A 24,840-nucleotide genomic window follows, 5' to 3' on the forward strand; every position below is an offset into this window, starting at 1 on the left:
GGTGGCGTTATGGATGATGTCGTACAGAAAGAGATGTTCAGTACCCGCAAATTGATTGTGATTGGTTTGACCGTTTTAGTCGTTACCGTTGGGGGTTTTATAGTTTGGGCGATGAGTATGCCGCTCAGTTCGGCCTCTGTTGCACCTGGCAGTCTTGTGGTGGAGAGTAAACGTAAGCAAATCCAACATTTGCAAGGTGGCTGGGTAAAACAAGTCTTCGTTCGAGAAGGGCAAACGGTCGCGGTTGGTCAAGCTCTGATTGAGCTTTCAGATACGAAAGCGGAAGCCGACTATCGCCGCTATCTGTATCGCAGTTACTCTTTGCTTGCACAACAAGCAAGGCTCAATACGTTAACCAATGGTGATGCTGAGATTGTATGGCCTGAAGCGCTCACTGTTGAGAAAGATGAGGTGGTGATTGCGGCTCTGTTACGCAGTGAAAATGTTCAGTTTGAACAAGCATTGTTGCGGGTGCAATTACTGGCAGGTCAATATCAGCAGAGAATTGCTTTATATAACGAAAAAATCGAAGGTAATCAGTTTCAAAAACGCGCCATTGCCACTCAAGGCGATTTAGTTAAACAAGAAGTCACAATGACGAAGGGCTTAGTTGACAAAGGTTACGTGTCTAAAACGCGTATGTTGGAATTGCTACGTCATCAAGCGCGGATTGATGCTGAATTGGCCGAGATCAGTCTGACGATTGATATGGCTGAGCGAGAGCTTGAATCGCTGCATCAAACTCACCAAAATCAACTTTTGGAGCTAAAGCGTGAGCACTCTTTTCAACTTAAAGGGGTCAATGATGAGTTAAGGGATGTACAACAACTGATTAAAACCGCATTGGATATCCGCGAGCGTATTTTAATTCGCAGTGAATTTGATGGCAAAGTCGTGGGGATGAATATCGCCAACATCGGCGGTGTTATTAAGCCGGGGCAAGTATTGATGGAGATCGTGCCAGAAAGTGATGAATTGATTGTTGAAGCGATCGTATCACCTAAGGATATTGATGTGGTGAGGCCAGGGTTAGATGCACGGGTGCGTTTAACGGCTTACAGTGCGAGAAACACACCGCCAGTGGTAGGCGAAGTGTTGCACGTTTCTGCTGATCGAGTATTACAGGGTGGTGAGAATAAAGATACCGCGCAAGGGTATCTAGTGACTATTCGTTTCGATCACTCTTCAATTGCTGATTTGATTGAGAATCATGGCGTAGCACTTTATCCGGGCATGTTAGCGGAAGTTCTGATTCTTGGTGAAGAACGGACGCTTTGGGATTACTTGGTTAGCCCGATTCTAAGTGGCCTTAATAAAGCGATGAGGGAAGTATAATGACGCAAGAAATGGTGTTTTGGCTGTGTTTTTATGGCTTCTTTATGCTGGCAACGGCATTGGTGGGTTACCACAAGAATAATATCGTGGCGGGGATCTTACTTGGCTACGTTTTGGGCCCGATTGGTTTAGTATTGATCTTGTTGAGCCAAGATCGACGTCATGGCCACTGTCCGCATTGTTCTGCAAAAGTGGATCGCCATGCTTATCATTGCCCGCGTTGTGAGCAAAAGTGCTACAAACAATTGGTTTGAGTTTATCTCGATAAACATACCAGCAAGGCGTCCCTGAGGTCGTCTTAATTATTTCGATAGCATGCAGTGAGAAAAAAGGCCCACCGAGGTGGGCCAAGCAGTGGTGTGAACTTGAATTTTGGGGCTACACTTCGGTCGAATCAGGGAAGTTAATGTCGTTGCTATCGAGATCACTCCAGATAACCACTTCTTGCCCGGAGTCATTTTCAAATCGATAGCCGTAAAGTGAGCCGGTATCAATATCGCTGGCTTGATAAATACTGGCGATAGAATCACTCATCTCGACGTGGCTCTCAGTGAGCGTCCAACCCCAGCCAGACAGGTCAATGCTACTGGCTCCGGTACAAACAAATTGCCCTGATGTTTCTCCTGCTGTGTGGTTGGCAGCGATTTTATCTAGTGCAAGGGACAGTTCGGTATCGCTGGAGTTGATACTGATCCCCTCTAGCTCTTGGAAGGTGTTATGGCTCATATCGATCATCTGGTTTTGGTTATCATCCCCGACGAGAAGGACATCAAAATCAGCGCCTCCGCTAAAGTGAACCATATTGGCTTCGCCACTTTCAATTTCATTCGAGTCAAACACCAATTGGTCGTTGCCCGCACCGCCGAACAGTTGGTCGATACCGTCACCACCATCGAGGCGGTCATTACCCATTTGGCCATAGAGCGTATCGTCACCTGCATCTCCCGCTAAGGTGTCATTACCCTCGCCACCGTCAAGTGTATCAGCGTTATCATTGCCGTTAATGGTATCGTTACCTTCGCCACCCGAAACATAGTCCTCGCCGCTGCCGCCAGAAAGCTTATCATCGCCTTGTTCACCATAAAGCATGTCGTTTCCTCCATTCCCTGATAATGTGTCATTGCCTTCTTCACCGAAGAGAAGGTCGGCTGAACCACCACCAGAGAGGTTGTCGCTACCAGTGCCGCCCCATAATATATCGTTGCCTGAATCGCCGCGTAGGGTATCGTTTCCTTCGTTACCATATAGGGTGTCATTGCCAGAGCCGCCAGACAGGTAGTCATTACCTAGCCCGCCAGTGAGCGTATCGTGATCATTTTGTCCCCACATTGAGTCATCGCCGTCATCCCCTTGTAGGATGTCGTCACCAGAGCCACCGTAGAGTTTGTCGTTATCAGCGCCACCAAACAGTTGGTCGGCACCACTGCCCGCATTCAGCGTGTCTTGGCCAGCGTCGCCGTGCAGTTCATCTGCACCAGAACCGGTTGTCAGTTTGTCATCACCTTCACCCCCGGTTAAGGTGTTGGTGCCACCCGTGACGGTGACAGTATCGTTACCTTGGTCACCATCAATTTGATTGGCGCCGCCTTGGGCGCTAATGGTGTCGTTTCCGTCACCACCGTCTATGTGATTAAGACCGGAACCGGACAGTTGAATGTGGTCATTACCAAGTCCACCAGCAATGGTGTTGTTGTCACCGGACGCTGTGATGGTGTCAGTGCCATCGCCACCATCTATTTGGTTTGAGCCCGTACCAGTGACTTCGATGTAATCGTCACCGATGCCGCCGGAAATTAGGTTATTTGCACCGCTTAATGTAATGCTATCTTGTCCATCACCACCGTGAACGGTGTTATGATCAGATTCATCTTCGATAATGTCATTACCCACGCCGCCAAGCAGGGTATCGGCTCCGCTGCCGCCCAGGAGGGTGTCGTCACCATCCTCACCAGAAAGTGTGTTGGTGCCACTTTCACCAACCAGTTTATCGTTACCTGTGCCACCGAATAAGTGATCATTCCCAGAGCCCGAATAGAGTTCGTCAACCCCGGCATCACCGTGCAAAGTATCGTTACCGGCTCCACCAAATAATAGGTCGTTGTCGTCACCACCTGAAAGGGTGTCATGTCCTTCACCAGAATCGATGAGATCTTGTCCTTGGTTGCCACTTAAATGGTCATTGTCAGCGCCTCCGTAAAGCGTGTCATCACCAAGACCCCCACTGGCTGTGTCACTGCCCAAACCACCATAGAGGGTATCTTGACCTTCACCAAGGTTAATTGTGTTTTGGCCAGCTTCGCCATAAACCGTATCATTGCCAAGACCAGCATCAACATTATCAGCACCATCGCCCGCGTAGAGAATATCGTCGCCACCCGCGCCAGTAATGGTGTCGGCATCTGCGCCACCATAGAGGGTATCGGCAACATCGCTTCCCACTAGCGTATCATCGCCATCCCCACCATAAATCTGGTGGCTACCCATTTCGGCGGCGTAGAGGGTATCGTTACCTTCTTCACCGAGAACGGTATCGAATCCGTCGTCGTGAACGATGTCATCGCCTGCTCCCGCCGCAATAAAGTCGTATCCTTCGCCGCCAATCAGTTCGTCGTTACCTGCGCCGCCAAAGAGGGCATCATTGCCTGAACCGCCTTTAACGATATCGGCACCATCACCGGCATCAATGTGGTCATCGCCAGCACCAGCATCAATATCATCGTTGCCTGAACCTGCGTAGATTTTGTCATTGCCTTCTTCTGTGGTGATCGTGTCGGCATCGCTACCACCATATACAGTGTCATCCCCTAAACCGGTAGAGATGGTGTTGATACCCGATTCACCATAGACGGTATCATTACCTGTACCAGAATCGATTTGGTCTTCACCAGAGCCTGCAAAAATAGTGTCGTCGCCTAAGCCCGAGGTGATGGTGTCATTGCCAGCACCGCCAGAGAGTGTGTCGTTTTCATTTGAACCGACAAGCGTATCTTGGCCAGAGCCGCCATAGAGTTCACTGGCATTGAGGCCGGCATTAAGGTGGTCATCACCGCCTTCACCAAATAGTACGTTATTGCCTAGTTCACCTTGCAATACATCGTTGCCGGAACCGGCGAAAACTTGGTCATTACCCACACCCGCATAAATGGCGTCATCACCTGCACCAGTGAAGGCTTTATCATCACCGCTACCGAGGCTCACGGTATCGACACCACTGCCAGAATAGACAAAGTCATCATCATCACCAGAGTCAATGGTGTTATTACCGTCACCGGCAAAAACCGTATCTTGGCCTGAGCCGGTCAGGATGGAATCTGCACCACTACCTGCGTAGAGGAGATCACCACCAGCGCCAGTATTGAGTGTGTTTTGTCCATCGCCGGCATAAAGCGTGTCATCGCCATCACCAGATAGAATGGTGTCGTTTCCCGTATCGGTATAGATGATGTCATCACCGCTGCCTGTATTAATGGTGTTGTTGCCTGTCTCACCAAAAACGGTGTCATTACCATCACCGGTTGAAATCAGATCATCGCCTGAGCCCGCATAGACTTGGTCTGCGCCTGCACCGGTGGTGATAGTATCCATGCCCGCATTGGCATGGATGACATCGTTACCATCGCCGCCATCAATCGTATCGTTGCCTTGACCGCCATATAGTTGGTCGTCACCAAACCCACCAATGAGAGTATCGTCACCCACATCACCGTAGAGGATGTCGTGGTTATCTCCGCCTTCAAGATGATCGTTACCCAGCTCTCCGACGAGTACGTCTTGACCTGTACCGCCAGAGATAGTGTCGTCCCCATCGCCGCCTAATAGGAGGTCATCTCCAGCGTCACCGGTGATGGTGTCAGCGCCTTCGCCACCAAGAATAAAATCGTTGCCTTCACCACCGATAATTGTATCTTCACCTTGGTCGCCATGAATTTCATCATCTCCGCTATTGCCCTCAAGATGATCACGGCCTTTCCCACCGAGTAAGCTATCGTTGCCTTCGCCGCCAAGTAGGGTGTCAGCGCCATCATCACCGATAAGTGCGTCGTTACCGGCACCGCCTTCAAGGTGATCATCACCGATTTCACCCATTAATAGGTCATCACCGTCACCGCCAAATAACGCATCATCGCCATCAGAGCCGAGTAGGGTGTCGTTACCTTCGTCACCATAGAGCGAGTCATCACCAGAACCACCCATTAAAACATCATCGCCAAGGCCGCCATGCAGTAGGTCATCATTAATATCGCCATCGATAAAATCGTTGCCTTCGCCGCCATAAAGCGTGTCATTGCCTTGTTGGCCTTTTAGGATGTCGTCACCTGCGCCACCATCAATCGTATCGTTATAGATATTGCGAACTTGCACGTCTATGTCGCTAACGGTAGCGATTGGCGCGCCTTGTTCATCTATGAAAGTTAATACGACAGCACCATCAGTAGGTAGGTCGGTTTCTGCAATGTTAATATCAACACTCAATGTTCCGTCTGCCGATGTGGTCGCCAATTGGGTTGCGATGAGGTTGCCTTGTTCATCGGTAATTTGCACGGTAACGGGTGAGTTTTCGGTAAACCCTCCGGCATTAGTGGAGGTTTGTACTGCTTGATTGACAGCAAAATTATTCAGTTTTAACTCATGGCTTACTTGTTCAATGGGGCCGGCACTATACTGATAGACGCTGGCCGCCATTCCCCACGAGTCGTCGTTGTTGGATGGCGTGCTTTCTTCCGCTGGTGTGTACTCAACATCGCCAAGAACAGTATCGGCCCCATCACCGGCGAAGACCGTATCACTCCCTTCGCCCGCAGCAATGAAATCGTCTCCCGCTAAGGTTGAGATTTCGTCATTGCCCGAACGACTATTTACAGAATCATCGCCGGATGTACCGACAATAAGGTCATCGTGTTTGGTGCCTTCCATAAGCCTTCTCCTAGCCATTAAGCCTGAATCCTTGGTATTGCAAGTGTGATACCAGATTCATATTTTTGGTTATAGATTTAGGTTAGTAGGCGAGAGAATATTTGCCACGAAAGTTTAATTTTCCAATAAAATCAGTGATTAGAATGAGAAGCTATATGCAAGGGTAATAGAGCCATCTTTGAAGCGTCCGGTATCCTCTCCTCGCTCAGAAGGGTGCCAACGATTGCCAGAATAATTGTTATATTGCAAAGTGACAGTGCCTGGCCGCCAGTCAAAATAGCCAAAGCCATAGGTATAATCGGGGTTCCAAGGCTGCTGTTGTGCTCTGTCAAAATAGTAAAATGCAGTCGCATTGACGTACCAGTTACCGAAAATAGAATATTTGCAGCCAAGGCTAAGAGTTTGGTGATTCTTTTTATAAGAAATAGAGGCCAAATCGAAATACTCGGGGGTATGGTTAAAATCTACCTGACAACCAATCGCACCTTGCTCGGTAAAACTTATCCAATCTTTCACTATTCCCGTTATTGGAAACTTCCAGCCTAATGCCCATGTTCCTTGGTTGAACTCAGTCACTCGTCCGCCTTCCTCGGGAGAGAATCGGTTACCGCCATAGTTGGAGTACACCAAACTAAAGGTATAAGGTCGCCAATCGCTATAGCCAAAGACATAAGTAAAGTCAGGATTCCATGCTTGTTGTTGTTCACTGTCCCAATAATAGTAAGCGGTACCGGAAATAAACCAGGCACCAGCAATAGTGTACTTCAACGAGAGTGTGGCAGTGGTGTTGTTATTGCTTGGGCCATTGGTTGCGCCCGCAGGGAGATTGGCGGATTCGGTTTCAGCCAGTGGGTGGTGGTAGCCAATATTGCCACTTAGCCCTTGCAGCAAAGTGCGTGATTGCCATTCTTCGTAAGGGAAGTCAAATGAACTGCTTACCCCATTCCAGATTTCTTCTCGTTCAATCTCCACGTCGCTTTTTGTTGGTGATGAGAGATCCTCTGGCGGTGTGACGGTCAGGACATGTTGTGATGGGTTCACCGCCATTTGGCTGGTATTTGATAGGTACTCGTCAGCCAAAGCAGGTTTTATTACTAGCCCACTGAGTAAAAAAAATAATTGTGCGGCAACTTTTCCTGTTTGCAAAATACCGTCTTCCATATTGTTAGTACAAGCAGTGAGCAGATAAGTTTAGGATAATCATAAGAAATTATTTGCATTGCTACTAATTGAGTCTAACCTAAAGTTATAGCGCTTGCGAATTTAAGAGCCAAACAATAGGTATCATCACGCGCAAAGAACACGGCAGCAGGAAGCTGCATCAACGTCAGAACATAGAAAATATTAAGGCTAGGAATGAAAGAAATTCTGCTGGTGGATGACAGCCGAACCATTCTTATTTATATGAGTTCGGTCCTTCAGAAACGGGGATATAAAGTCTTCACCGCGATGAGTGGTGAGGACGCTTTAGAGGTGCTTAATCAACAAGATGGCATCCAATTTGTCCTGTCTGATTGGATGATGCCCGGTATGAATGGCATCGAACTTTGCCAAACCTTAAAGTGTCACAACTTTGGCCGTTACATCTTCTTTGTACTGCTGTCCTCCAAAAACGATCAGCAATCGATAGTCAGCGGTATAGATGCTGGTGCCGATGACTTTGTCGATAAAAAAACCTCGGTTGAAGAGCTTGAAGCGCGGATCCGAGCCGGTTTTCGTACTCTTGATCTCCATAACGACTTACTTGCGAAAAACCATGAACTTGATAAAGCCTACGAGACGATCAAGCGCGACCTCGATTCGGCGGGTGATTTAATCAAGCAAATCTTACCGAAAACCAAAACCTTCCCGTGCGCTGAATTAAGCTATGTTTCGATCCCAAGTGCCCAAATTGGTGGAGATATGCTGGGTTACATGCAGCTCGACCCTCACCACATTGCCTTTTATCTGTTTGATGTTGCTGGGCATGGTGTTTCTTCCGCATTGATGTCGTTCTCAGTACAGCAAAGTTTGTCGGTATTGACGGGGAGTTCCTCGGTGGTGATGCGGTCAGGTGCTGATGGCAATGAGATCGCTTCACCGGAAGAAGTGGTGGAAAAACTGAATCAAATTTACATGAGTGGTGAAACAAACGTGCTCTATTTCACCATGATTTACGCCGTATTAAATACTCAAACGGGTCTCATGTCCTACTGTTGTGCCGGCCATCCCCCTTTGGTCTGGTATCACGGTAGGCATGGGCAGGCTGAGTTGATTGGTCATGACAATTTTGTCGTTGGTGCGTTTGAGGATGTGGACTACCAATCTTCGATCATCCAACTTGAACCGGGTGACAAAGTTTGGTTTTACTCGGATGGCATTACTGAAGCCGATAACGGGCTAGAGCAGTTTTCAGAAGATGGTCTGCGCAACACAATCGAAAAATTGAATAATTATTCCACCCAACAACAAACCGAAATGGCAGTGAAATCTGTGCAGCAATGGCGTAACAAAGAGTGCTTTGATGATGATGTCAGTGTGTTGGTGGCGGAATGGAAGGGGTTTATTGAAGGAGAAAATCAATGCGATATGAGATTAGTGAAAAAGGAAACTGCACAATTCTTCAAATAAATGAAGAGCGCTTTGACGCCAAATTGGCGCCTCAGTTCCGAGCTGAAATTGAAAGCGTGATGAACACAATGAGTCCGCATCTGGTTCTTGATATTGGTGCAGTTCGATTTATGGATAGCAGTGGTCTTGGCGCGGTAATGGGCGTGTATAAGTTACTCCGTGATAAAAAAATCAGTGTCGCGAACCCACAAAAACCAGTGCGAGATCTTTTCAAGCTTACTCGTATGGACCGATTAATAAAAACCTACGACAGCGTTGATGCAGCACTGACTACCTCGGTGTAGGAGGCATTATGAAAGGGATGATTCTTGCTGCAGGGAAGGGCACACGTGTGCGTCCTATTACTCAATCGATACCAAAACCGATGATCCCGATTTTAGGAAAACCGGTAATGGAATCGATGATTGAGCTATTTGCCCAGCACAACATCAGTAAAATCATGATCAATACCAGCCATCTTGCGGAGGTAATTGAAGGCTACTTTGGTGATGGTCACCACTTTGGCGTCCAACTTTCGTATTCATACGAAGGCGAGTTAAAAGAGGGAGAATATCGCAGTAAAGCGCTCGGTTCTGCTGGGGGAATGAAAAAGATCCAAGAGTTTTCCGGCTTTTTCGATGAAACATTTGTCGTGGTATGCGGAGATGCATGGATCGATCTTGACTTAAATGAAGCGGTACAAAAACACAAAAAGAAGGGTGGTATCGCGACCATTATTAGTAAAAACGTTCTCGATGACGAAGTGGAAAAATACGGTGTAGTCGTGACGGATAGTCGCGGTCAAGTCACCAGTTTCCAAGAGAAACCAGCCAAAGAAGAAGCGCTTTCTAATCAGATCAATACTGGGATTTATATCTTTGAACCAGCGATATTCGACTATATCCCCCATGGAGAAGAGTTCGATATTGGTAGTGATCTCTTTCCTCTTTTGGTTGAGCAGCATGTACCATTTTATTCGGTCGATATGCCTTTCCAATGGTTGGATGTTGGCAATATTAGCGACATTTGGGGCGTAACCCGCGACATTCTCGATGGCAAAGTTCCAGGTTATCGCATTCCGGGTACACAAGTTAAAGCGGGTGTTTGGTTAGGGATTAATACCGTCGTTGATTTGGATAAATGCAATATAGTCCCACCGGCTGTGATTGGCAGTGGTTGCAAAATTTCAAATGAGGCCAATATTATCGGACCGGCGCTCGTCGGGGCGAACTGCATCCTTGAAGCTGATTGTCAGGTTCAAGAGTCGCTGATTTTCGACAATATTCACGTTCATCAAGGCACGCAAGTGAAACAGCAAACCATCTTTGGCAATTACTGTATTGGCCATGATGGTAAGCCATGTGAAGACTTGCAGTGGAACCATCTGCGTTCTGGACCAAAAGATCGCGTATCGGACGCATTCAAATCGATTTAACTCTCACAAAGGAGAAAAGGATGACCAATCGCCAGTGCAGGCATTTTGGCAGTACTTACTCAAGCTCATTAGATGCTTCTCGCGAAGCATCTGAAGACCTGCAACACTTTTGCACCCGAGTTGGAATCTCTAATGAACTCGCCGCTCAACTGGAGTTGTGTGTGGTGGAAATGGTGAATAACGCGTTTATTCATGCTTATAAAGAGCAGGAAGGACAGCCGATTGAATTGCAGTGTGAAATTCGAACCGATGATTCTCAATCTGTATTGTTGATGAAGATTTCCGATTTCGGCAGTTTGATGCCACAACAGGAACTGGAACGAAAATTGGCTAATGAGTTTCTCGAACCCGATCCGGAAGATGAAACCACATGGGCGACATCGGGACGAGGTTTTATCATCGTCTCAAGTCTTATGGATAAGGTAGAGCTCACTTCTGAACAAACCAAAAATACCTTTTTAATGGTGAAAGCGTTAGAGGAACAAGCGCTCGCCGTATAGTCCAGCATGACATCGTTTGCTAACACTGAATTGGATAGGGAGTGCCAGGATGGATCACTATTTTAAACATTTTGAACACCGTGTTCCGCCAGAACCCGTGCCTCATAGCATACCGCGTGAGTTGTTGTACCAATATTTAGCGACTTGTAACTTGACGCTTGGCCTTTGGTATTTATGGTGGCGCTGGAGCTTTGCATTAAACTACGATGCATTATGGTTTTCGCTCCCACTTGCATTCGCGGAATCTTGTGCATTCATCGGCTCAGTCCTATTTACTTATAATTTGTGGAAAGTAAAAGATGAGCCATCTAAAGCTCCTCCTTTCAAAATAGCTGAATGTGTTAGAGACACAGAGGAAAACAGGCCGATCAGTGTCGATGTGTTCTTTCCTAGTTACGATGAAGAACCTGAACTGGTCAAATTAAGCATCTTGGATGCACAAAAGGTTCGCTATCCCCATCCAATCGAAATCAACATTTATATTCTTGATGATGGTAATCGTCCTGAGATGAAAGCGATGGCCGAGAGTATGGGCATTGGCTACATCACGCGAGAGGGGAATATTGGCTTTAAAGCGGGCAATCTGCGCAATGCCATGGAGCAAACGTACGGTGATTTTGTGGTCATTTGCGACGCCGACACGCGACCATTTCCCACTATTTTAGAGAACACGTTGGGCTACTTTCGTGACCCGAATGTCGCGTGGGTGCAGACACCACAGTGGTTTTTTGACCTACCAGAAGGTGAGCGCCTGCCGAAGTTCTTGCAACGCAAAATGGGTAAGTGGGCTGCCTATTTTGGTGCAGGGTTTGAAAAACTGTATGGCCCAGTCACGCTCGGTGAAGATCCTTTTGTTAATGACCCTCAAATGTTTTATGACGTCATTCAGCGTCGTAGAAACTGGGCAAATGCGGCCTTTTGCTGTGGTGCGGGCTCGATCCACCGTCGTGAGGCGGTTATGGAAGCGGCATTACGAGCGTATGCAGAACAAATTACTAATGAGCAGGATGAAGTAGAGCGCCAAATTCGCCGGTTGACCAAAGAGCGTGAGGTCGATAAAGATATTTCCGATAACCTGCGTAACGAAATATTGTTTGATACCGAATTTACGCCTTATAAATTCCACGTTTCGGAAGACCTTTATACCTCAATCGTGTTGCACTCTGATCAAGAGCGTCAATGGCGTTCGGTAATGCATCCTCGGGTTGAGAGTAAAATGTTGTCGCCACAAGATCTCCAAACATGGACGGTACAACGCTTCAAATACTCTGGCGGTTCGATTGATATCTTTATGAACGACAATCCAATTTTTCGTAAGGGTCTTAACTTCAAGCAAAAGCTGATGTATGGCGCCAGTTTTTGGTCAAACTTATCTGCGATCTGGAATATCATTTTCTTAGCCTGTCCAATCGTCTACTTCCTAACCTCGATTGCCCCTGTTAGTGCTTATGACGTGACTTTCTATATGCATTTCCTTCCGTTTGTTTTGACTGCTGAACTTGCCATGATGGTTGGTACTTGGGGTGTCGCAGGCTACAAAGGTAAGACAAATTTCCTCTCCTTTTTTCCGGTTAATTTACGAGCGTTATGGACCGTGTTGCGCGGACGGAAAATCACCTTCCCAACCACGCCGAAAGAGCGCCAAACCGGCAATTTCTTCAAACTGGTTTTACCCCAAAGCATGGTATTTTTCCTTAGTCTGTTTGCACTGGCATTCGCATGGACAGGTTACTCAACAGGCATGTGGGGAAGTTATTCCTTTGGTGGTTTAGTGCTAAATACGTTTTGGATAATTAATAACATGATGGCGATGTGGGGCGTAATGGCAGCCGCATTTTGGACACCACCGAATACAGATGAAGATCAGCAGACGGCGACCAATTCAGAGGAGTTGAAATATGAAGTTTAAACAAGCGTTAGTGAATGCTCGTCATCATATCGTGTTCATTTTAGGCCTAACCACAGCACTTGTGATTGCGTTCAGTATTGAGACGCGAGAAGACGGACAAGTGCTTGGCAATATCACCTTTGAAGCTGCAGAAGAGATCCCGCTCAAGCAGAATCGAGTGCTGACGACTCAAGAGTATCAATGGGCCAGTATTGCTTGGCAATATTTTGAAAATAACTATCAAGAGAATACCGGGCTGGTGAATTCAGTGGATGGTTATCCGTCAACCACGATGTGGGATACCGCTTCTTATTTAATGGGATTAATTGCGGCGGAAAAGTTGAATGTGATTTCAACTGATATGTTCAGTATGCGCATGGAAAAAGCTTTGATTACCTTATCGCGATTACCGCTGGTAAACGGAAAGCTGCCGAATAAAGCTTATAACACCCAAACCCTTGAGATGGTGGATTACGAAAACAACCCGAAAGAAAACGGTATAGGTTGGTCGGCGATTGATATCGGTCGTATTTTGGTGCCGATGAACATTGTGATTTGGCAGTACCCGCAGTTTAACAAACAGGTTAACGATGTATTAAACCATTGGAGTGTCAGCGATATGCTGATTGATGGTTACCTGTTTGGTGCACGTCCTGCAGCAAAAGATGGCCGTATGGAGCTGGTGCAAGAAGGGCGAATTGGTTACGAAGAGTACGCCTCGAAATCGTTGGCTTTGATGGGGCGAGATGTATTCAATTCAATGAAGTATATAGATTTTTTGCAGATGGTTGATGTGTACGGTATTGATATTCCAACTGATAAACGTGATCCGGCAGAGTTTCACGCGCATAACTACGTTGTGAGTGAGTCTTACATTCTCGATGGTATTGAATTTGGCGCAGATAGTGTCTCGAGAATATTTGCACACCGAATTTACCAAGCCCAAGAGCGCCGCTACAACGATACTGGCATTGTCACCGCAGTCAGTGAAGATAACGTCGACCAAGCACCGTATTTCGTTTACAACACGGTCTTTTCGAATGGTAAAACATGGAATGCCATTTCCGATGACGGCAAAGACCAATCACACCTTAAAACATTATCAACCAAAGCTGCGTTTGGTTGGTACGCCTTGTATGAATCGGACTACACCGATCTATTGATCACCGAAGCGGGTGAGCTTTATTCCAATAAAAAAGGCTGGTATTCAGGGCGTTATGAGGCTGATGGACGAACGAATAAGGCAATTACAGCTAACACCAACGGCATTGTATTGGAGTCGCTAGCGTATATCGAAAATGGCCCGCTGCTCACCATAGGCGAAAAGTAATCATTATTAAGGAAGAGATTATGCGCAGTATCTGTATTGGTCTAGTGACGCTTGCCTTGATAGGTTGTGGTAATAAGTACAACCAGTTTTCGGATGACATAGTTGAGCGTAAATCCCATTGGGATGTTCCTCAGCCTCGCTCTGGCGAACTCACTGAGCAAGAAATGGACATGGCGAGAATTGCTTGGAAGTATTTCGAGAATAATTACCAAGAATCAACGGGATTAGTCAATGCGGTAAATAACTATCCCTCAGTGACGTGGTGGGATGCGTCTTCTTATTTGGCTGGTATGGTCAGTGCTTATGAGCTGGGCATCATCAAAAAAGAGGAGCTCGATTCAAGACTAACTCGTTTTCTTGGCACCTTGAATAAGCTCGATCTCTTTCGAGGTGAGCTACCTAATAAAGCCTACAATACTCAGACTGCCGCCAAAGTGGATTATGGCAACCAACCGGGAGAGATTGGTTATTCGGCTCTCGATCTTGGTCGTCTAATGATTTGGTTGCACATCATTAAGCACCGTTACCCAGAATTTGCTACCAGTATTGATTCTGTGGTGTTGAGATGGAACTTTTGTAACATTATCGACGAAAATGGCACCATGTTCGGTGCATTGCTCTGAGGGATCCCCTCATAATTTCCCCAAAGCACAACCATGTTTGAATAGATTTTGAGCAAGCAGGGTTGCAGCCGCGAGCAAGTCTTCCCTCGTTATTGTGTAGCCAGAATGCCGCAAAACTTCCATCCCTAAGCGCACTGTTGAGAGTACATTTCGATTTTTGACAGTGTTAGCTTGGAAGTGCTTATCCCAACCTTGTTTCTGACCATGAACTCCAGCAAGCCAAAATGTCAGTTGAAGCATTAGGGCGATTAGCAGCATGATATCAAAGCGCTCTGAGCTGCTAGTTCGGCTATGACGGAGGCCTAAACCGTAGGCTGGGCTTTTCAAGTCTCGGAAGGTTTCTTCAATTTGCATACGCTTCGAGTAGAGCCTAACAAGTTGCTTTGGTGTTCGGATTTCAACGGGCAAGTTAGTCGCTAAAACCCATGGTTCTTTTGTCGAAGCGGAGTAGATTTTAGGTGACGGATGATGACAATTAGTCCGTGTCGAACGCTGATTTTTTCGGCCTTTAGGACGTGATTTATACAGTGCAATTTGACATGAAATTGGGTTGCTCTTAGTCAACCTCTTATAGCCTAAAGTCTTTGAGCGACTTGAGGATATGCTATGTAAGTTGCTGATAGGTTGCCAGTTTTCCGCACCTAAATCTGCATATTGCACTTTCCCTCTGACTCGACTTAACCAGTACCAACCTAGCTTTTCAACGGATTTATACCATGGCACTTTAAAGCCAGCATCACTGACAATGAGCGGTGTAGTGTTACTCGGTAGAATGCTTGCAAGGTCGGCTAGAAATTGGTCATGAGCCTTCTTTGAACATTGCTCTGAAAGCGGAAAGGCTTTCTCATAAAGAGTAATAGAACGACCATGTAGTGCCACCGAAGCCCGCAATACCATAAGCCGTTTTTGCTCACGAATATCAGACCAGTCAACAAGAACAATGGGCATCGAATTACCTGAACAGATAAAGCTGGCATGCCAACGGTATACAGCGAGTCGCTCTTTGTGCAAGTGACGATTACCTAACAATCTGTCGATTCGTTTGATGTTATGTTTTGTTCTGGCTTTCGTTGGCAGGTTACGACCAAGTTCGGTAAGAGTGAGCGTTTTACATTCAAGTAATGCGTGGCAAGCCAGCGTTAAACTGTTGAGTCGTTTTAAGTGCAATTCAGGGCAGAATTGGTAAAGAGAGTCGTGTAAAATATCGAGTTCGCACATCTTGTTGTCTGGTTATTGATTTTTCTCAGAACCATTTGATCACATGACAAGATGTGCATCTACCTTAAATTTATGATTTTTATCAAAATCATTAGGGGATTCCTCAGTGCATTGCTCGAACCCGGTAAAGAGGTGCAGTATTTGCAAGAGGGCCGATTAGGTTACGAAGAATATGCGGCGAAAGGTTTCCAGTTGTGGGGCTTTAACGTTGAACAAGCTCTACTCCCAGAGCCGTATTCCACCATTAATCTGTTTGGATATGATGTGCCGTATGACACCCGAGATCCTAGAAAGCTCAAAGCGCATAGTTACGTTGTCACTGAAAGCTATGTGTTGGATGGCATCGAGTTGGGCTGGGATACCGTCGATGATCGCTCAGAACACGATAATTCATACTCTCATCAGTGGATGGCCGAATTTGCTTTGCAAATCTATCGTGTACAAGAAGAGCGCTACAAGCAGACCGGGATTATCACTGCGCGTACCGAGCATCAGTTAGCGGGGGCGCCATATTTCGTTTATGACACGATTTATACCGATGGTTTTGCCTGGAACACTATCTCGGAAGTGGGCGATTTTCTGCCACAGTTTTCTGCTGTCGCGATCAAAGGGGCGATGGGGATGTGGGTGTTATGGGACACCGAATATACCGACTTACTGTTTAAACATGTCTCGACGGCTTATGATCGTGAAAAAGGCTTTTATGAAGGCATTTATGAAAACGGTACTGGGTTAATCAATACCTTTACCTCAAACAATAACGGCATCACTTTAGAAATCTTACTCTATAAGAAGCAGGGGAAGCTTCTTAAGTATCAAGATGATGTCGCCCCCAGTTTGTGGGAGCGAGCGCTAGAGTCGCCATTTGGTTACGAAGGGCAATGTTTACCCCGTAAAAAAATAGAGCCTGTACAGTAGCGAGGCGCTCAATGCTAAAGAATGTAGTCGTATTAGCACTGATGGTAATCCTGTCAGCCTGCGGAGTGGTTTATCAAGGCGTGAATGATGGGTTTACTGCGCTTAATCATTCGCAAATGGTACGCCAAGGTCGCCATGGTGCGTTGACGGAAGAGGAGCTTGCCTGGGCGGCGATAGCGTGGAAATACGTCAATAACAACACTCAATTGTCCACAGGGCTAGTGAATAGTTTAGATAACTATCCGACTACTAATATGTCGGGGGTTGCCGACTATCTGATTGCACTTTTAGCGGCGAGAGAGTTCGCTTTTATCAGCAATAAAGAATATGACGAGCGTCTATCGCTGGTACTGGCATTTTTAAATCGGATGCCGCTCAGTCAGGGTAAAGTGCCAAATAAAGTCTACAGCACTCAAACTGGCCAAATGGTTAACTATGGTAATCAACCACAAGATATTGGCTGGTCGTCGCTTGATATTGGCCGAATATTGATTGTGTTGGCGATTGTGAAGCGCCACTCCCCCGAGTTTTCGGAATATATTGATAAAGCAGTACTACGGTGGAATTTTTGTGAGTTGATCAGTGCCGATGGTGAATTGTATGGCGCGGTGGTCAATAATGGTCAGATCAGCCGTTATAAAGAAGGGCGTTTGGGGGTAGAAGAATATACCTCTTATGGCTATATCGACTGGCATATCGTACCGGAGAAAGCGATCAACATTGAACCTTATGATGTGGCCAGCATTTATGGTGTAGATCTGATTTTTGACGGCCGCGATCCACGTTTTTTCAATGTATTACGTCCGGTTTATACCACCCCTTACTTGTGGATGGGGTTGGAGTTCAACTGGGATGATATTGGCGATGACTCTTCGAGTGATGCGACTCATACCAATCAAACACTATCGGCAATGGCTGATGCCGTATATCAAGTACAAGAAAAGCGTTGGGATAACGAACGTATTTACACTGCACGCGGTGAGCATGTTGTCTCTGGAGAACCTTATTTTGTCTACGATGCGATTTATGGCCTTGGCACGCCTTGGATTACGCTAGCAGACGATGGTTCTTCTCATGATCACTTGGCATTGGTCTCGACACGAGTTGCATTTCAAATGTGGGCGCTGTGGAAAACAGATTATACAGACCGATTAATGACTCTAGTTAAGGAACTTTATGATCCGCAACGAGGTTGGTATGAGGGCCGTTTCGAGCTGACCAGTGCGTATGAAAAAAGCCTAAGTTTAAAAACCAACGCAGGGGTGTTAGAGGCCTTACTGTATAAGCAGCGAGGTAAGTTGTATCAGCGTAGTACAGATAAAGAGTATCGGGATGTGAAGTTTAATTCGCGATTTGATCACCCTGGCAACTGTTTAGTTGAGACTTTCCGATGAAAAAAATAACGTTATTTCTTCTATTGTTCTATTTACCTCTGGGTTCCGTTCTTGCTCAAGATACCTTGCATAAATCGGCCATTGACGCCTTAGTGACACCAACGTTGTTATTAGGTAAAGGTCGTTATTCTCAGGCGTCTGAAAGTTTCCATGCCCAGAGTACGGCGGTGTTAACCTTAGAAAAACAATTAGGTGCGCAGGGGATGTGGCAAGTAGCAGGATTGGCAGAAGGACTCGCTGCGATTGCAGCGGAAAAAAGTAATAATCCCATTGCGTATCAATATTGGTCGAATAGCGTGCGTTATTTTCTAATGTCTGGAGGCAGTTGGAGCCAGCTACAAAGTCAGTTGCATCAGGAGTTTGAGCAAGCTACAACACGTTTACAGGTTAACATGGCTCCCGGAGATACGGGCGCTTCAATCGACAATACTTGGCTAGAGCTTTTTTCTCTCGTTGAGGTTTGGCAAGAGAAGCTCGACTATTTCTCTTATCGTTCGCCGTCTTCTGGCTTGGCTCAACAGGCCACTAAACCATCAGCTTCGGTATCTGGTGACAACCGTTCAAATGGATCTCAATTGCGCCAGTATTCGCCCAAAAAACCGTTGCAGTTGAACGGTACTTTTAGAGGTAAAAAAGTTATCCAGACGAACGTCAATACGAGTCTTAAACAAACCCAATCCGCCAAAACCTCCGCCCCACGCGTTACACCGATAGTCGCAAATAATACGAATGACACTGGCGAGCAAAATATACAGCCGAAAACGGAGCAACAGCCGGTCACCATTGTTACTCCAATCGTCGTTGAAGGCGACATTATTGAACGCGATCATGTGACTAAAACGATTAAGGCGGATCAGCAAGCCTCTTCACAGACAGAGTCAAAGAGTGAAGAGAAGCTTATTTCGCGTGGCAATTTGGGTTCTGAAAGTAGTAAAGGCGTTGAGGCATCTCAACGGCGTAGTTTTGCACCTTCAACGGAGTGAACAGCAATTTCTTATAAAGAGAACCGTGCAAAGATCACATTTTGAATTACGCTTAAGTGAATATAAATCAAGATGCAGTGCTAGCCTATGTCCAACCTTACTCATTCGCTAATTGTGTGTACCGCGATGATGCCCTTGGCATTTCTTCCTCTAAAAGTTAATGCGATGACATTTCAAGATGATCTTGAAAACTTTGATTCTACTAAATGGTGGGTGGCAGATGGTTGGGAAAATGGTTTCCCTTTTTTAAACCGCTGGGAAGGTAAAGCGATATCGTTTGGTAAGCGTGGGATGACGATTGCATTAACTCCGGACAAAAAACTTAACGAACTTGGACAGCGAACTTTCTATTCTGGTGAATTAAGAAGCCACGATTATTACAGCTATGGTTGTTATGAAATTGAAATGCGTCCGATTAAAGCCGCTGGTGTCGTGACCTCTTTTTTCTTATTTTCAGGACCCTATGATAAACCTGAAGATGGTAATGGATTACATAATGAAATAGATATTGAGTTTTTGGGCAGTAACACCAACATGGTTCAATTTAATTTTTGGACTGATGATGATGAATATGCGAATACGCATGAAACCTTGGTATTTCTCAACTTTGATGCCTCGAAAGAGTTTCATCGCTATGGAATCTATTGGGGAGAGAATTCCCTTGAATGGTTTATTGATGGTGAATCGGTACTCAAAGTGAAAAACAATCCTTTTGATCCGCTACCAAATGTTGAGCATTCAAGATTGCGAATTATGGCCAATGTTTGGGCTACCGATCCGGAAATTGCCAACTGGGCAGGGCTATTTAATCAAGAAAAACGTACAACTTATAAAGCAAAATATCGTAATTTTTCGTTTACGCCTGATAGCCAATGTAAATAGAGTATGAGAGAAGCTCATATCAATCACGCTGATTTGCAAAGTTAAGGAAAATCGCGCCATTAGCTTGTATTCAACACCATGCATACTACCTTTTAAAGACAACAATTAAATACACAACGTCAGTCTGGGGTAACAGTATGGATACATCATTGTCGCATGCGCTTGATCTTATGCATCAAGCAAGCGTAGATTTTGATCTTACCGATAACTCACATCAACTTCGCTTACTCAATCTTGCTGATAATCTTCTCGGCTTAGAAGATTTACAGTTGCCGCAACTCAAACACCTCGCTATCCAACATCATGCTCCTCTAGAGTTTCAATTGGCGCTAAAACTGGTGGAATCACGCCAGAAAATATTGGCGCTGAACAAACCTGTTAAAGTGGGTGTCGTCTTCGCCATGTGGGGTGAGCATAACCGTCTGCAGCCGAGAAGCAGAGCCAACCCAAATGGTGAAGATTCATTGCGGATGAAGATCCATCAATTGCAGTGGGTAACACAAGGCTCACAAGTACAATGGCAGCTCTATGCCGTCGACGATGGCTGTCCCCATGATAGTGCTCATATTGCCAAGCGTATTGCCCATCAACAGGCAAGAGAGGTAAATGAACAGGTTAAAGTGCTGCAGCTTTCAATGGCGATCCCAAGTAAATCCGGCCCGCTTAATGGTTTGGATTGCGTTGACGACTCACGTAAGGGCGGTGCAATAATACTCGGTTGTGAATATGCGCTCTCTGCCGGGGTTGATGGTGTGGTTTACACGGATGCGGACAACTCAGTGCATTTGGGGCAACTTGGTCTTATTTTAGAGCCTTATGCAAATCAAGCGAAGCAAGTCGTGTTAGGTAATCGAAAGCATTCTGATTCTATTCTAGTGAAACAGGAAGAGCGTTGGGGGGTCGGTATCAAGACGTTGCGTCACATGCAGCGTATGATTGGAGCACAAATTTTTGATCAAGGGATCAAAGACACTCAGGCTGCATTTAAGTTCTATAGTCGCCCGGTGTTAGAAAAAATCCTGCAAAAGCCAACCGTCTACGACTTTTCATTCGATACGGATTGGATTTTTGCTGCAATGGAAATGAATCAACCGATCACCACCGTTCCGTTTGCTTTTATCGACTCTGCCGCTGAATCTGCTTCTATAGTTCAAGGCCCAATGACAACATGGTACGTGCTGCTGAATGGTTTAGTTAAGGCCGCTAAAGCGCGTAAAGTGTCATACAGTGAAGATATGGCGGAGGTCTTTATCAAAGAAATCGACTCTCATAAAGATCTCGAACTTCTGATCGATGTTTTACCGCCTGAACTCGCAGGCGTTGCTGATGCGGATCTCGGTAACCCGAAGGTGATGTCACCTCAATCAGTGAGAAACTGGATTGTTGCGGCTAAATCCCTGCATGCTCAAGGCGCCTAATGGTCAGTCAGAAAGGTTTTTTGTGAACATCAATCATCAAATCAGTTGGCTAAAAAACCGACCGATTTGATGTTCGACAATGAGGGGCGCATGAGAGGCTTTGTATTTGTTATCGATTCTTGTTGCGCTTACTTTGTGCTTCTATATCGAGTGAGGTCGCATAAAGCATATCGAGTTCTTCTTGGGTGACGATATCACAAACACGATGTCGCTGCCTGCTGGCTTCCAAATAGGCGATAAGCTGTTGTCGCTCCCCAAGAGAGAGTGAATCGATGGTTTGGTACATTATCCGTTTTGTGTCTTCATCCATATCAATCTCCTTAGCAATGGCTATTTAGGAGCAAGGCTAAGCCTTGTTTAATTTCTCTCGCGACGGATTTTGTCTCTATCTAGCGGGTCGTCGCGTCCAACTTAATACATCTTAAATCTAGACTATACATCCTTATTAATACCTATAATCTTCTCGCTTCTCGCTTCTCGCTTCTCGCTTCTCGCTTCTCGCTTCTCGCTTCTCGCTTCTCGCTTCTCGCTTCTCGCTTCTCGCTTCTCGCTTCTCGCTTCTCGCTTCTCGCTTCTCGCTTCTCGCTTCTCTTACATCCTATTATTCAAGCTTGAAAGCGAAAAAGCGGCTGGGGGAGTGAGCGAAAATCCATGCTGCTTGCCAGTAATCACCCAGTTGTGCCAGTTTGGTGGCAGATCAAGTGTCGTTAGTTCTGAAATAAGGCGGCTAATTTGAGTGGCATCAGCCAGATTGGCACTTTGGCTATAAGCATGTAAGTAATGTATTTTTGCCTGACTCGAATGGGGAAATTGCTGCAAAAACGCTTGGCTGATGAGTCGCTGATCTTGTGATTGACACTGCTCCGCTGGGGTGGCATTCACTGAGAATGAATTTTGCGATAGGCCCAGTTGTTGGGTATTGGCGCCACGTGCTTTAAGAACATTGATCAGTGCGGTATGAATATCATGCTCTCCAAGCAGCGCCAGTGCAGGTAAAAACTCCATCAATAGAATCGGGGGACACTCGAACAACTCATCATAGAAAGTGGCGATAGATTGCATGAGCTTTTTATGTCCAAGGGCATCGTTATTCTCATCGATCAAAACGTGACATTGGAACAGCAAATGCAAAGCCACCAGTTGTTGGACCCGTTTTGGTGTGAGTTTGCGACTCGCCAGTTGGACGAACTTATTCGCGTGGTGCAGAACTTCGGTTTTCGCGGTCGTACTTTCCGTTAACTGATAAACATTTTCTAGTGATTGAAAATGTTGAATAACACTTTTTAACCAATTGATATCGGCTAGCGACATGTGCCTCGCGTAGGTTTGACCGACTTTGATCAATTGATTTCGCTTGTTAGCCAAAGCGGTCAGTTGACTGGCCTTAGAAGCGCGTTCACCAATACTTGGCGTCAGTTCGAAGGCTTTATTTGCCCACAATGCCGCGTTGCTAAGCTGATTCGACTCTGCGTAGAGTTGTGAAAGGGTATCCATTACCCGAATAGAAAGCGGGTTTTCGGTCAAAAATAAGTGCAGTTCTTCAATCGCTTGATGCGTATTGTTGTCACGATGTAGTAGGTATGCCATTGCACACATCTTAGAAGCATGGCATTGGGTAGAGGATATCGTGATGTAGGCATCAATCAGCGCCCATTTATTTTTGCTCATCCAATGTTCGAGCAAATATGCTTCTAAGCTAATGTTAAAGCCTGAGCGATTAATCATTTCAAACAGGTCATTGGCAGATAAGGATTCACCGGCAACAATTGCTTGGCTGATTTGTACCAGTTTTTGGGTCTCGTGGTTTATTACACTGAGCTTTTCAGCCAAAGAGGTATTACTGAGTGGTTTGGTGACGAAGTGCCGCACTTTGCCTGAAAGGGCCGTCAGTACCGTCTCTTGCCGTGCATCACCGGAGATCATCAACACACCGGTAGTGTCACTAATTAATCGGTTCCGATAGAGCAACATTGCTAACTCGTAACCAGTAAGATGTTGTTCGAGATGATAATCAAGAATGAGCACATCAAATTGATGAGTCTCTATTGCTTTAATGGCATTTTGATAGCGTTCAACAGTGATGATTTGCTCATGATTGACGCCAAGCGCGATGAGTTGTTGCTTGATCAAGAGTAAGGCGGTACTGGAATCGTCGACGATCAGCACGCGCATATCTTTTAAAAAGCTAGTATTGACCTTTCTCAAGAGCGCCTCCCAAGCTTGGTATGTAATTAGGTATCCTTTCCTTAATTAGATATTAGTCCACGGGTTTCATATTTGCCATTTGATAACTATCTAAATGATTAATTTACCTTTTCTTTTCATTCACGTACAAAAAAGAGCACTCGGGGTGCTCTTTCGGGGGCTTGAATTAATTACGGTTCTATCGTGTACATACCGAGTTTCGGCATCAGCAAAATAGGTATGACTTAGTGCGCCACATTCATGGTGAGCTGTAAATCGAGTTTTAGCGGGGAAAGCTTATCTTTCAATAGACGTTTCGCTTTTTCTATTTCCGCCAATTCAAGATGTTTGTTATCGGTATGAACATCGATATTTACCCAAAGTTCTTGTCCTACTTTGGCAACGCCCGCTAGCTCAATATGTTGCGAGAACTGCTGGTCGATCTTATTGACTTCAATATCAACGGCATTGTGAATATCATCACTTGGTGTCATTAATAGCAGCTCTTTCATTGCTTGCTTTAGCATCTCATAAGGCACTTTAATAAAGTAAAATGACATTAAGATCATCATCATCGGGTCAGCGTAGACGTTAAGATGCGCATAAGGTGTTAGCGTCAATAAAAATGCGACCACAAAACCGAGTGTTACCGCAACGCTTAGCAAAGTATCCATCTGCCATTGTTTGGTTTCGGCGTGAATCAATCCCGAAGAAAAACGCTTCGATTTATTGGCGATATACCACCAACCATAACCACAGCCGATAATGTTAACAATGCCAAATAATGCAGCAATGGAAGCGTTCACTTCACGGCCACCGGTCATAACTGACATCACAGCTGAATAGAGTGAGTAACCTACAATGGTAAGAATCACTAGGCCTTTGATGGCAATCACAATTGGTTCAATGACCGCTTTACCAAATTGGAACTCACCTTGCGATGGGCGACTAATATAACGTGATGCGGCGAGTGACAATAATGTTAGCAGTAAACTAACCAGTGAATAGACACCGTCGAAGACGATAACAAGCGAACCCATTATGAGGCCAAGCACGAGTCCGCTTGCTGCAAACCCTGATGCTAAAAGGGCTGAGAAAGTTAAGATTCGCTTTTCATTTAAGCTTGTTTGGGCACACATGGTTGAAATTCTCCTTAGAACGTCCTTCTATTTTTGAGATTTTTAACCATTTTGACAAACTCATTGTCGAGAAGAGATTAGAGGAGTTAA

Annotated in this window: 18 protein-coding genes and 2 pseudogenes; 14 read left to right on the forward strand and 6 right to left on the reverse strand. The window is 45.7% G+C overall.

Translation table 11 applies throughout. The features are described from left to right. Nucleotides 1-9: 9 nt before the first annotated feature. Both RJD38_RS18330 and RJD38_RS18335 read left to right on the forward strand, forming a co-directional pair. Complete coding sequence (locus RJD38_RS18330; RefSeq protein ID WP_065546032.1) at nucleotides 10-1,335, forward strand: HlyD family type I secretion periplasmic adaptor subunit; 1,326 nt, start codon at nucleotides 10-12, stop codon at nucleotides 1,333-1,335. Next, the gene (locus RJD38_RS18335) at nucleotides 1,335-1,589 is read left to right on the forward strand and encodes a hypothetical protein (RefSeq protein ID WP_005594451.1); all 255 of its coding nucleotides are present in this window, start codon (nucleotides 1,335-1,337) and stop codon (nucleotides 1,587-1,589) included. The genes RJD38_RS18330 and RJD38_RS18335 overlap by 1 nt, the downstream gene beginning before the upstream one ends. A 124-nt stretch (nucleotides 1,590-1,713) precedes the next feature. On the opposite strand, the gene RJD38_RS18340 is transcribed toward RJD38_RS18335, so the two are convergent. Both RJD38_RS18340 and RJD38_RS18345 read right to left on the reverse strand, forming a co-directional pair. Next, nucleotides 1,714-6,249 (reverse strand): beta strand repeat-containing protein, encoded by a 4,536-nt coding sequence (locus RJD38_RS18340; RefSeq protein WP_065546033.1) that lies wholly within the window; start codon nucleotides 6,247-6,249, stop codon nucleotides 1,714-1,716. A 138-nt stretch (nucleotides 6,250-6,387) separates the two neighbouring features. Next, a complete protein-coding gene (locus RJD38_RS18345) occupies nucleotides 6,388-7,410 on the reverse strand; it encodes a hypothetical protein (RefSeq protein ID WP_065546034.1) in 1,023 nt (340 codons plus the stop codon). Nucleotides 7,411-7,605: 195 nt separating this feature from the next. On the opposite strand from RJD38_RS18345, the gene RJD38_RS18350 reads away from it, so the two are divergent. The 7 genes and pseudogenes from RJD38_RS18350 to RJD38_RS18380 all read left to right on the forward strand — a co-directional run. Beyond that, nucleotides 7,606-8,859 carry a SpoIIE family protein phosphatase gene (locus RJD38_RS18350; protein ID WP_065546035.1) on the forward strand — a complete coding sequence of 418 codons (1,254 nt, stop codon included), beginning with the start codon at nucleotides 7,606-7,608 and terminating at the stop codon, nucleotides 8,857-8,859. Then, nucleotides 8,811-9,143 carry an STAS domain-containing protein gene (locus tag RJD38_RS18355; RefSeq protein WP_040757869.1) on the forward strand — a complete coding sequence of 111 codons (333 nt, stop codon included), beginning with the start codon at nucleotides 8,811-8,813 and terminating at the stop codon, nucleotides 9,141-9,143. The genes RJD38_RS18350 and RJD38_RS18355 overlap by 49 nt, the downstream gene beginning before the upstream one ends. A gap of 8 nt (nucleotides 9,144-9,151) precedes the next feature. After that, on the forward strand, nucleotides 9,152-10,273 hold the full coding sequence (locus tag RJD38_RS18360) for a sugar phosphate nucleotidyltransferase (RefSeq protein ID WP_065546036.1): 1,122 nt from the start codon (nucleotides 9,152-9,154) through the stop codon (nucleotides 10,271-10,273). Between the two features lie 20 nt (nucleotides 10,274-10,293). Beyond that, complete coding sequence (locus RJD38_RS18365; RefSeq protein WP_065546037.1) at nucleotides 10,294-10,773, forward strand: ATP-binding protein; 480 nt, start codon at nucleotides 10,294-10,296, stop codon at nucleotides 10,771-10,773. Nucleotides 10,774-10,822: 49 nt separating this feature from the next. Then, a complete protein-coding gene (locus RJD38_RS18370) occupies nucleotides 10,823-12,682 on the forward strand; it encodes a glycosyltransferase (RefSeq protein ID WP_065546038.1) in 1,860 nt (619 codons plus the stop codon). Continuing rightward, nucleotides 12,672-13,991 carry a DUF3131 domain-containing protein gene (locus RJD38_RS18375; RefSeq protein WP_005594463.1) on the forward strand — a complete coding sequence of 440 codons (1,320 nt, stop codon included), beginning with the start codon at nucleotides 12,672-12,674 and terminating at the stop codon, nucleotides 13,989-13,991. Before RJD38_RS18370 ends, RJD38_RS18375 begins: the two co-directional genes overlap by 11 nt. A gap of 20 nt (nucleotides 13,992-14,011) precedes the next feature. Next, a pseudogene (locus RJD38_RS18380) lies at nucleotides 14,012-14,611 on the forward strand (DUF3131 domain-containing protein); the annotation flags it as partial. A gap of 12 nt (nucleotides 14,612-14,623) precedes the next feature. Here RJD38_RS18380 and RJD38_RS18385 read toward each other — a convergent pair. Next, entirely contained in the window at nucleotides 14,624-15,832 is a 1,209-nt protein-coding gene (locus RJD38_RS18385; protein WP_032073033.1) for an IS4 family transposase, read from the reverse strand. 108 nt (nucleotides 15,833-15,940) lie between these two features. Here RJD38_RS18385 and RJD38_RS18390 point away from each other — a divergent pair. The 5 genes and pseudogenes from RJD38_RS18390 to RJD38_RS18410 form a co-directional block, all read left to right on the forward strand. Continuing rightward, a pseudogene (locus RJD38_RS18390) lies at nucleotides 15,941-16,750 on the forward strand (DUF3131 domain-containing protein); the annotation flags it as partial. Between the two features lie 11 nt (nucleotides 16,751-16,761). Continuing rightward, nucleotides 16,762-18,144: a DUF3131 domain-containing protein gene (locus RJD38_RS18395; protein WP_065546040.1), complete on the forward strand. Its 1,383-nt coding sequence runs from the start codon at nucleotides 16,762-16,764 to the stop codon at nucleotides 18,142-18,144. After that, the gene (locus RJD38_RS18400) at nucleotides 18,141-19,127 is read left to right on the forward strand and encodes a hypothetical protein (RefSeq protein ID WP_065546041.1); all 987 of its coding nucleotides are present in this window, start codon (nucleotides 18,141-18,143) and stop codon (nucleotides 19,125-19,127) included. Before RJD38_RS18395 ends, RJD38_RS18400 begins: the two co-directional genes overlap by 4 nt. Before the next feature lie 165 nt (nucleotides 19,128-19,292). Then, the gene (locus tag RJD38_RS18405) at nucleotides 19,293-20,009 is read left to right on the forward strand and encodes a family 16 glycosylhydrolase (RefSeq protein ID WP_231893192.1); all 717 of its coding nucleotides are present in this window, start codon (nucleotides 19,293-19,295) and stop codon (nucleotides 20,007-20,009) included. A gap of 137 nt (nucleotides 20,010-20,146) precedes the next feature. After that, entirely contained in the window at nucleotides 20,147-21,427 is a 1,281-nt protein-coding gene (locus RJD38_RS18410) for a glycosyltransferase (RefSeq protein ID WP_065546043.1), read from the forward strand. A 109-nt stretch (nucleotides 21,428-21,536) separates the two neighbouring features. On the opposite strand, the gene RJD38_RS18415 is transcribed toward RJD38_RS18410, so the two are convergent. The 3 genes from RJD38_RS18415 to RJD38_RS18425 all read right to left on the reverse strand — a co-directional run bounded on the left by RJD38_RS18415 (nucleotide 21,537) and on the right by RJD38_RS18425 (nucleotide 24,750). Then, nucleotides 21,537-21,737, reverse strand: coding sequence for a hypothetical protein (locus RJD38_RS18415; RefSeq protein ID WP_005594470.1), 201 nt, complete (start codon nucleotides 21,735-21,737; stop codon nucleotides 21,537-21,539). 281 nt (nucleotides 21,738-22,018) lie between these two features. After that, nucleotides 22,019-23,632 (reverse strand): response regulator, encoded by a 1,614-nt coding sequence (locus RJD38_RS18420; protein WP_040757870.1) that lies wholly within the window; start codon nucleotides 23,630-23,632, stop codon nucleotides 22,019-22,021. 224 nt (nucleotides 23,633-23,856) lie between these two features. Further along, entirely contained in the window at nucleotides 23,857-24,750 is an 894-nt protein-coding gene (locus RJD38_RS18425; protein ID WP_065546044.1) for a cation diffusion facilitator family transporter, read from the reverse strand. Nucleotides 24,751-24,840: the final 90 nt, after the last annotated feature.

This window comes from Vibrio scophthalmi, assembly GCF_040869025.1.
In the GTDB taxonomy this organism is placed as follows: domain Bacteria; phylum Pseudomonadota; class Gammaproteobacteria; order Enterobacterales; family Vibrionaceae; genus Vibrio; species Vibrio scophthalmi.

What these genes read in the sequence shown, in the direction of transcription:
- RJD38_RS18340 (WP_065546033.1), bottom strand. Translation starts at nt 6,249, where the DNA reads ATGGAAGGCACCAAACACGATGACCTTATTGTCGGTACATCCGGCGAT.
- RJD38_RS18350 (WP_065546035.1), top strand. Translation starts at nt 7,606, where the DNA reads ATGAAAGAAATTCTGCTGGTGGATGACAGCCGAACCATTCTTATTTAT.
- RJD38_RS18360 (WP_065546036.1), top strand. Translation starts at nt 9,152, where the DNA reads ATGAAAGGGATGATTCTTGCTGCAGGGAAGGGCACACGTGTGCGTCCT.
- RJD38_RS18345 (WP_065546034.1), bottom strand. Translation starts at nt 7,410, where the DNA reads ATGGAAGACGGTATTTTGCAAACAGGAAAAGTTGCCGCACAATTATTT.
- RJD38_RS18395 (WP_065546040.1), top strand. Translation starts at nt 16,762, where the DNA reads ATGCTAAAGAATGTAGTCGTATTAGCACTGATGGTAATCCTGTCAGCC.
- RJD38_RS18425 (WP_065546044.1), bottom strand. Translation starts at nt 24,750, where the DNA reads ATGTGTGCCCAAACAAGCTTAAATGAAAAGCGAATCTTAACTTTCTCA.
- RJD38_RS18400 (WP_065546041.1), top strand. Translation starts at nt 18,141, where the DNA reads ATGAAAAAAATAACGTTATTTCTTCTATTGTTCTATTTACCTCTGGGT.
- RJD38_RS18410 (WP_065546043.1), top strand. Translation starts at nt 20,147, where the DNA reads ATGGATACATCATTGTCGCATGCGCTTGATCTTATGCATCAAGCAAGC.
- RJD38_RS18370 (WP_065546038.1), top strand. Translation starts at nt 10,823, where the DNA reads ATGGATCACTATTTTAAACATTTTGAACACCGTGTTCCGCCAGAACCC.
- RJD38_RS18335 (WP_005594451.1), top strand. Translation starts at nt 1,335, where the DNA reads ATGACGCAAGAAATGGTGTTTTGGCTGTGTTTTTATGGCTTCTTTATG.
- RJD38_RS18375 (WP_005594463.1), top strand. Translation starts at nt 12,672, where the DNA reads ATGAAGTTTAAACAAGCGTTAGTGAATGCTCGTCATCATATCGTGTTC.
- RJD38_RS18385 (WP_032073033.1), bottom strand. Translation starts at nt 15,832, where the DNA reads ATGTGCGAACTCGATATTTTACACGACTCTCTTTACCAATTCTGCCCT.
- RJD38_RS18355 (WP_040757869.1), top strand. Translation starts at nt 8,811, where the DNA reads ATGCGATATGAGATTAGTGAAAAAGGAAACTGCACAATTCTTCAAATA.
- RJD38_RS18415 (WP_005594470.1), bottom strand. Translation starts at nt 21,737, where the DNA reads ATGGATGAAGACACAAAACGGATAATGTACCAAACCATCGATTCACTC.
- RJD38_RS18330 (WP_065546032.1), top strand. Translation starts at nt 10, where the DNA reads ATGGATGATGTCGTACAGAAAGAGATGTTCAGTACCCGCAAATTGATT.
- RJD38_RS18405 (WP_231893192.1), top strand. Translation starts at nt 19,293, where the DNA reads ATGACATTTCAAGATGATCTTGAAAACTTTGATTCTACTAAATGGTGG.
- RJD38_RS18365 (WP_065546037.1), top strand. Translation starts at nt 10,294, where the DNA reads ATGACCAATCGCCAGTGCAGGCATTTTGGCAGTACTTACTCAAGCTCA.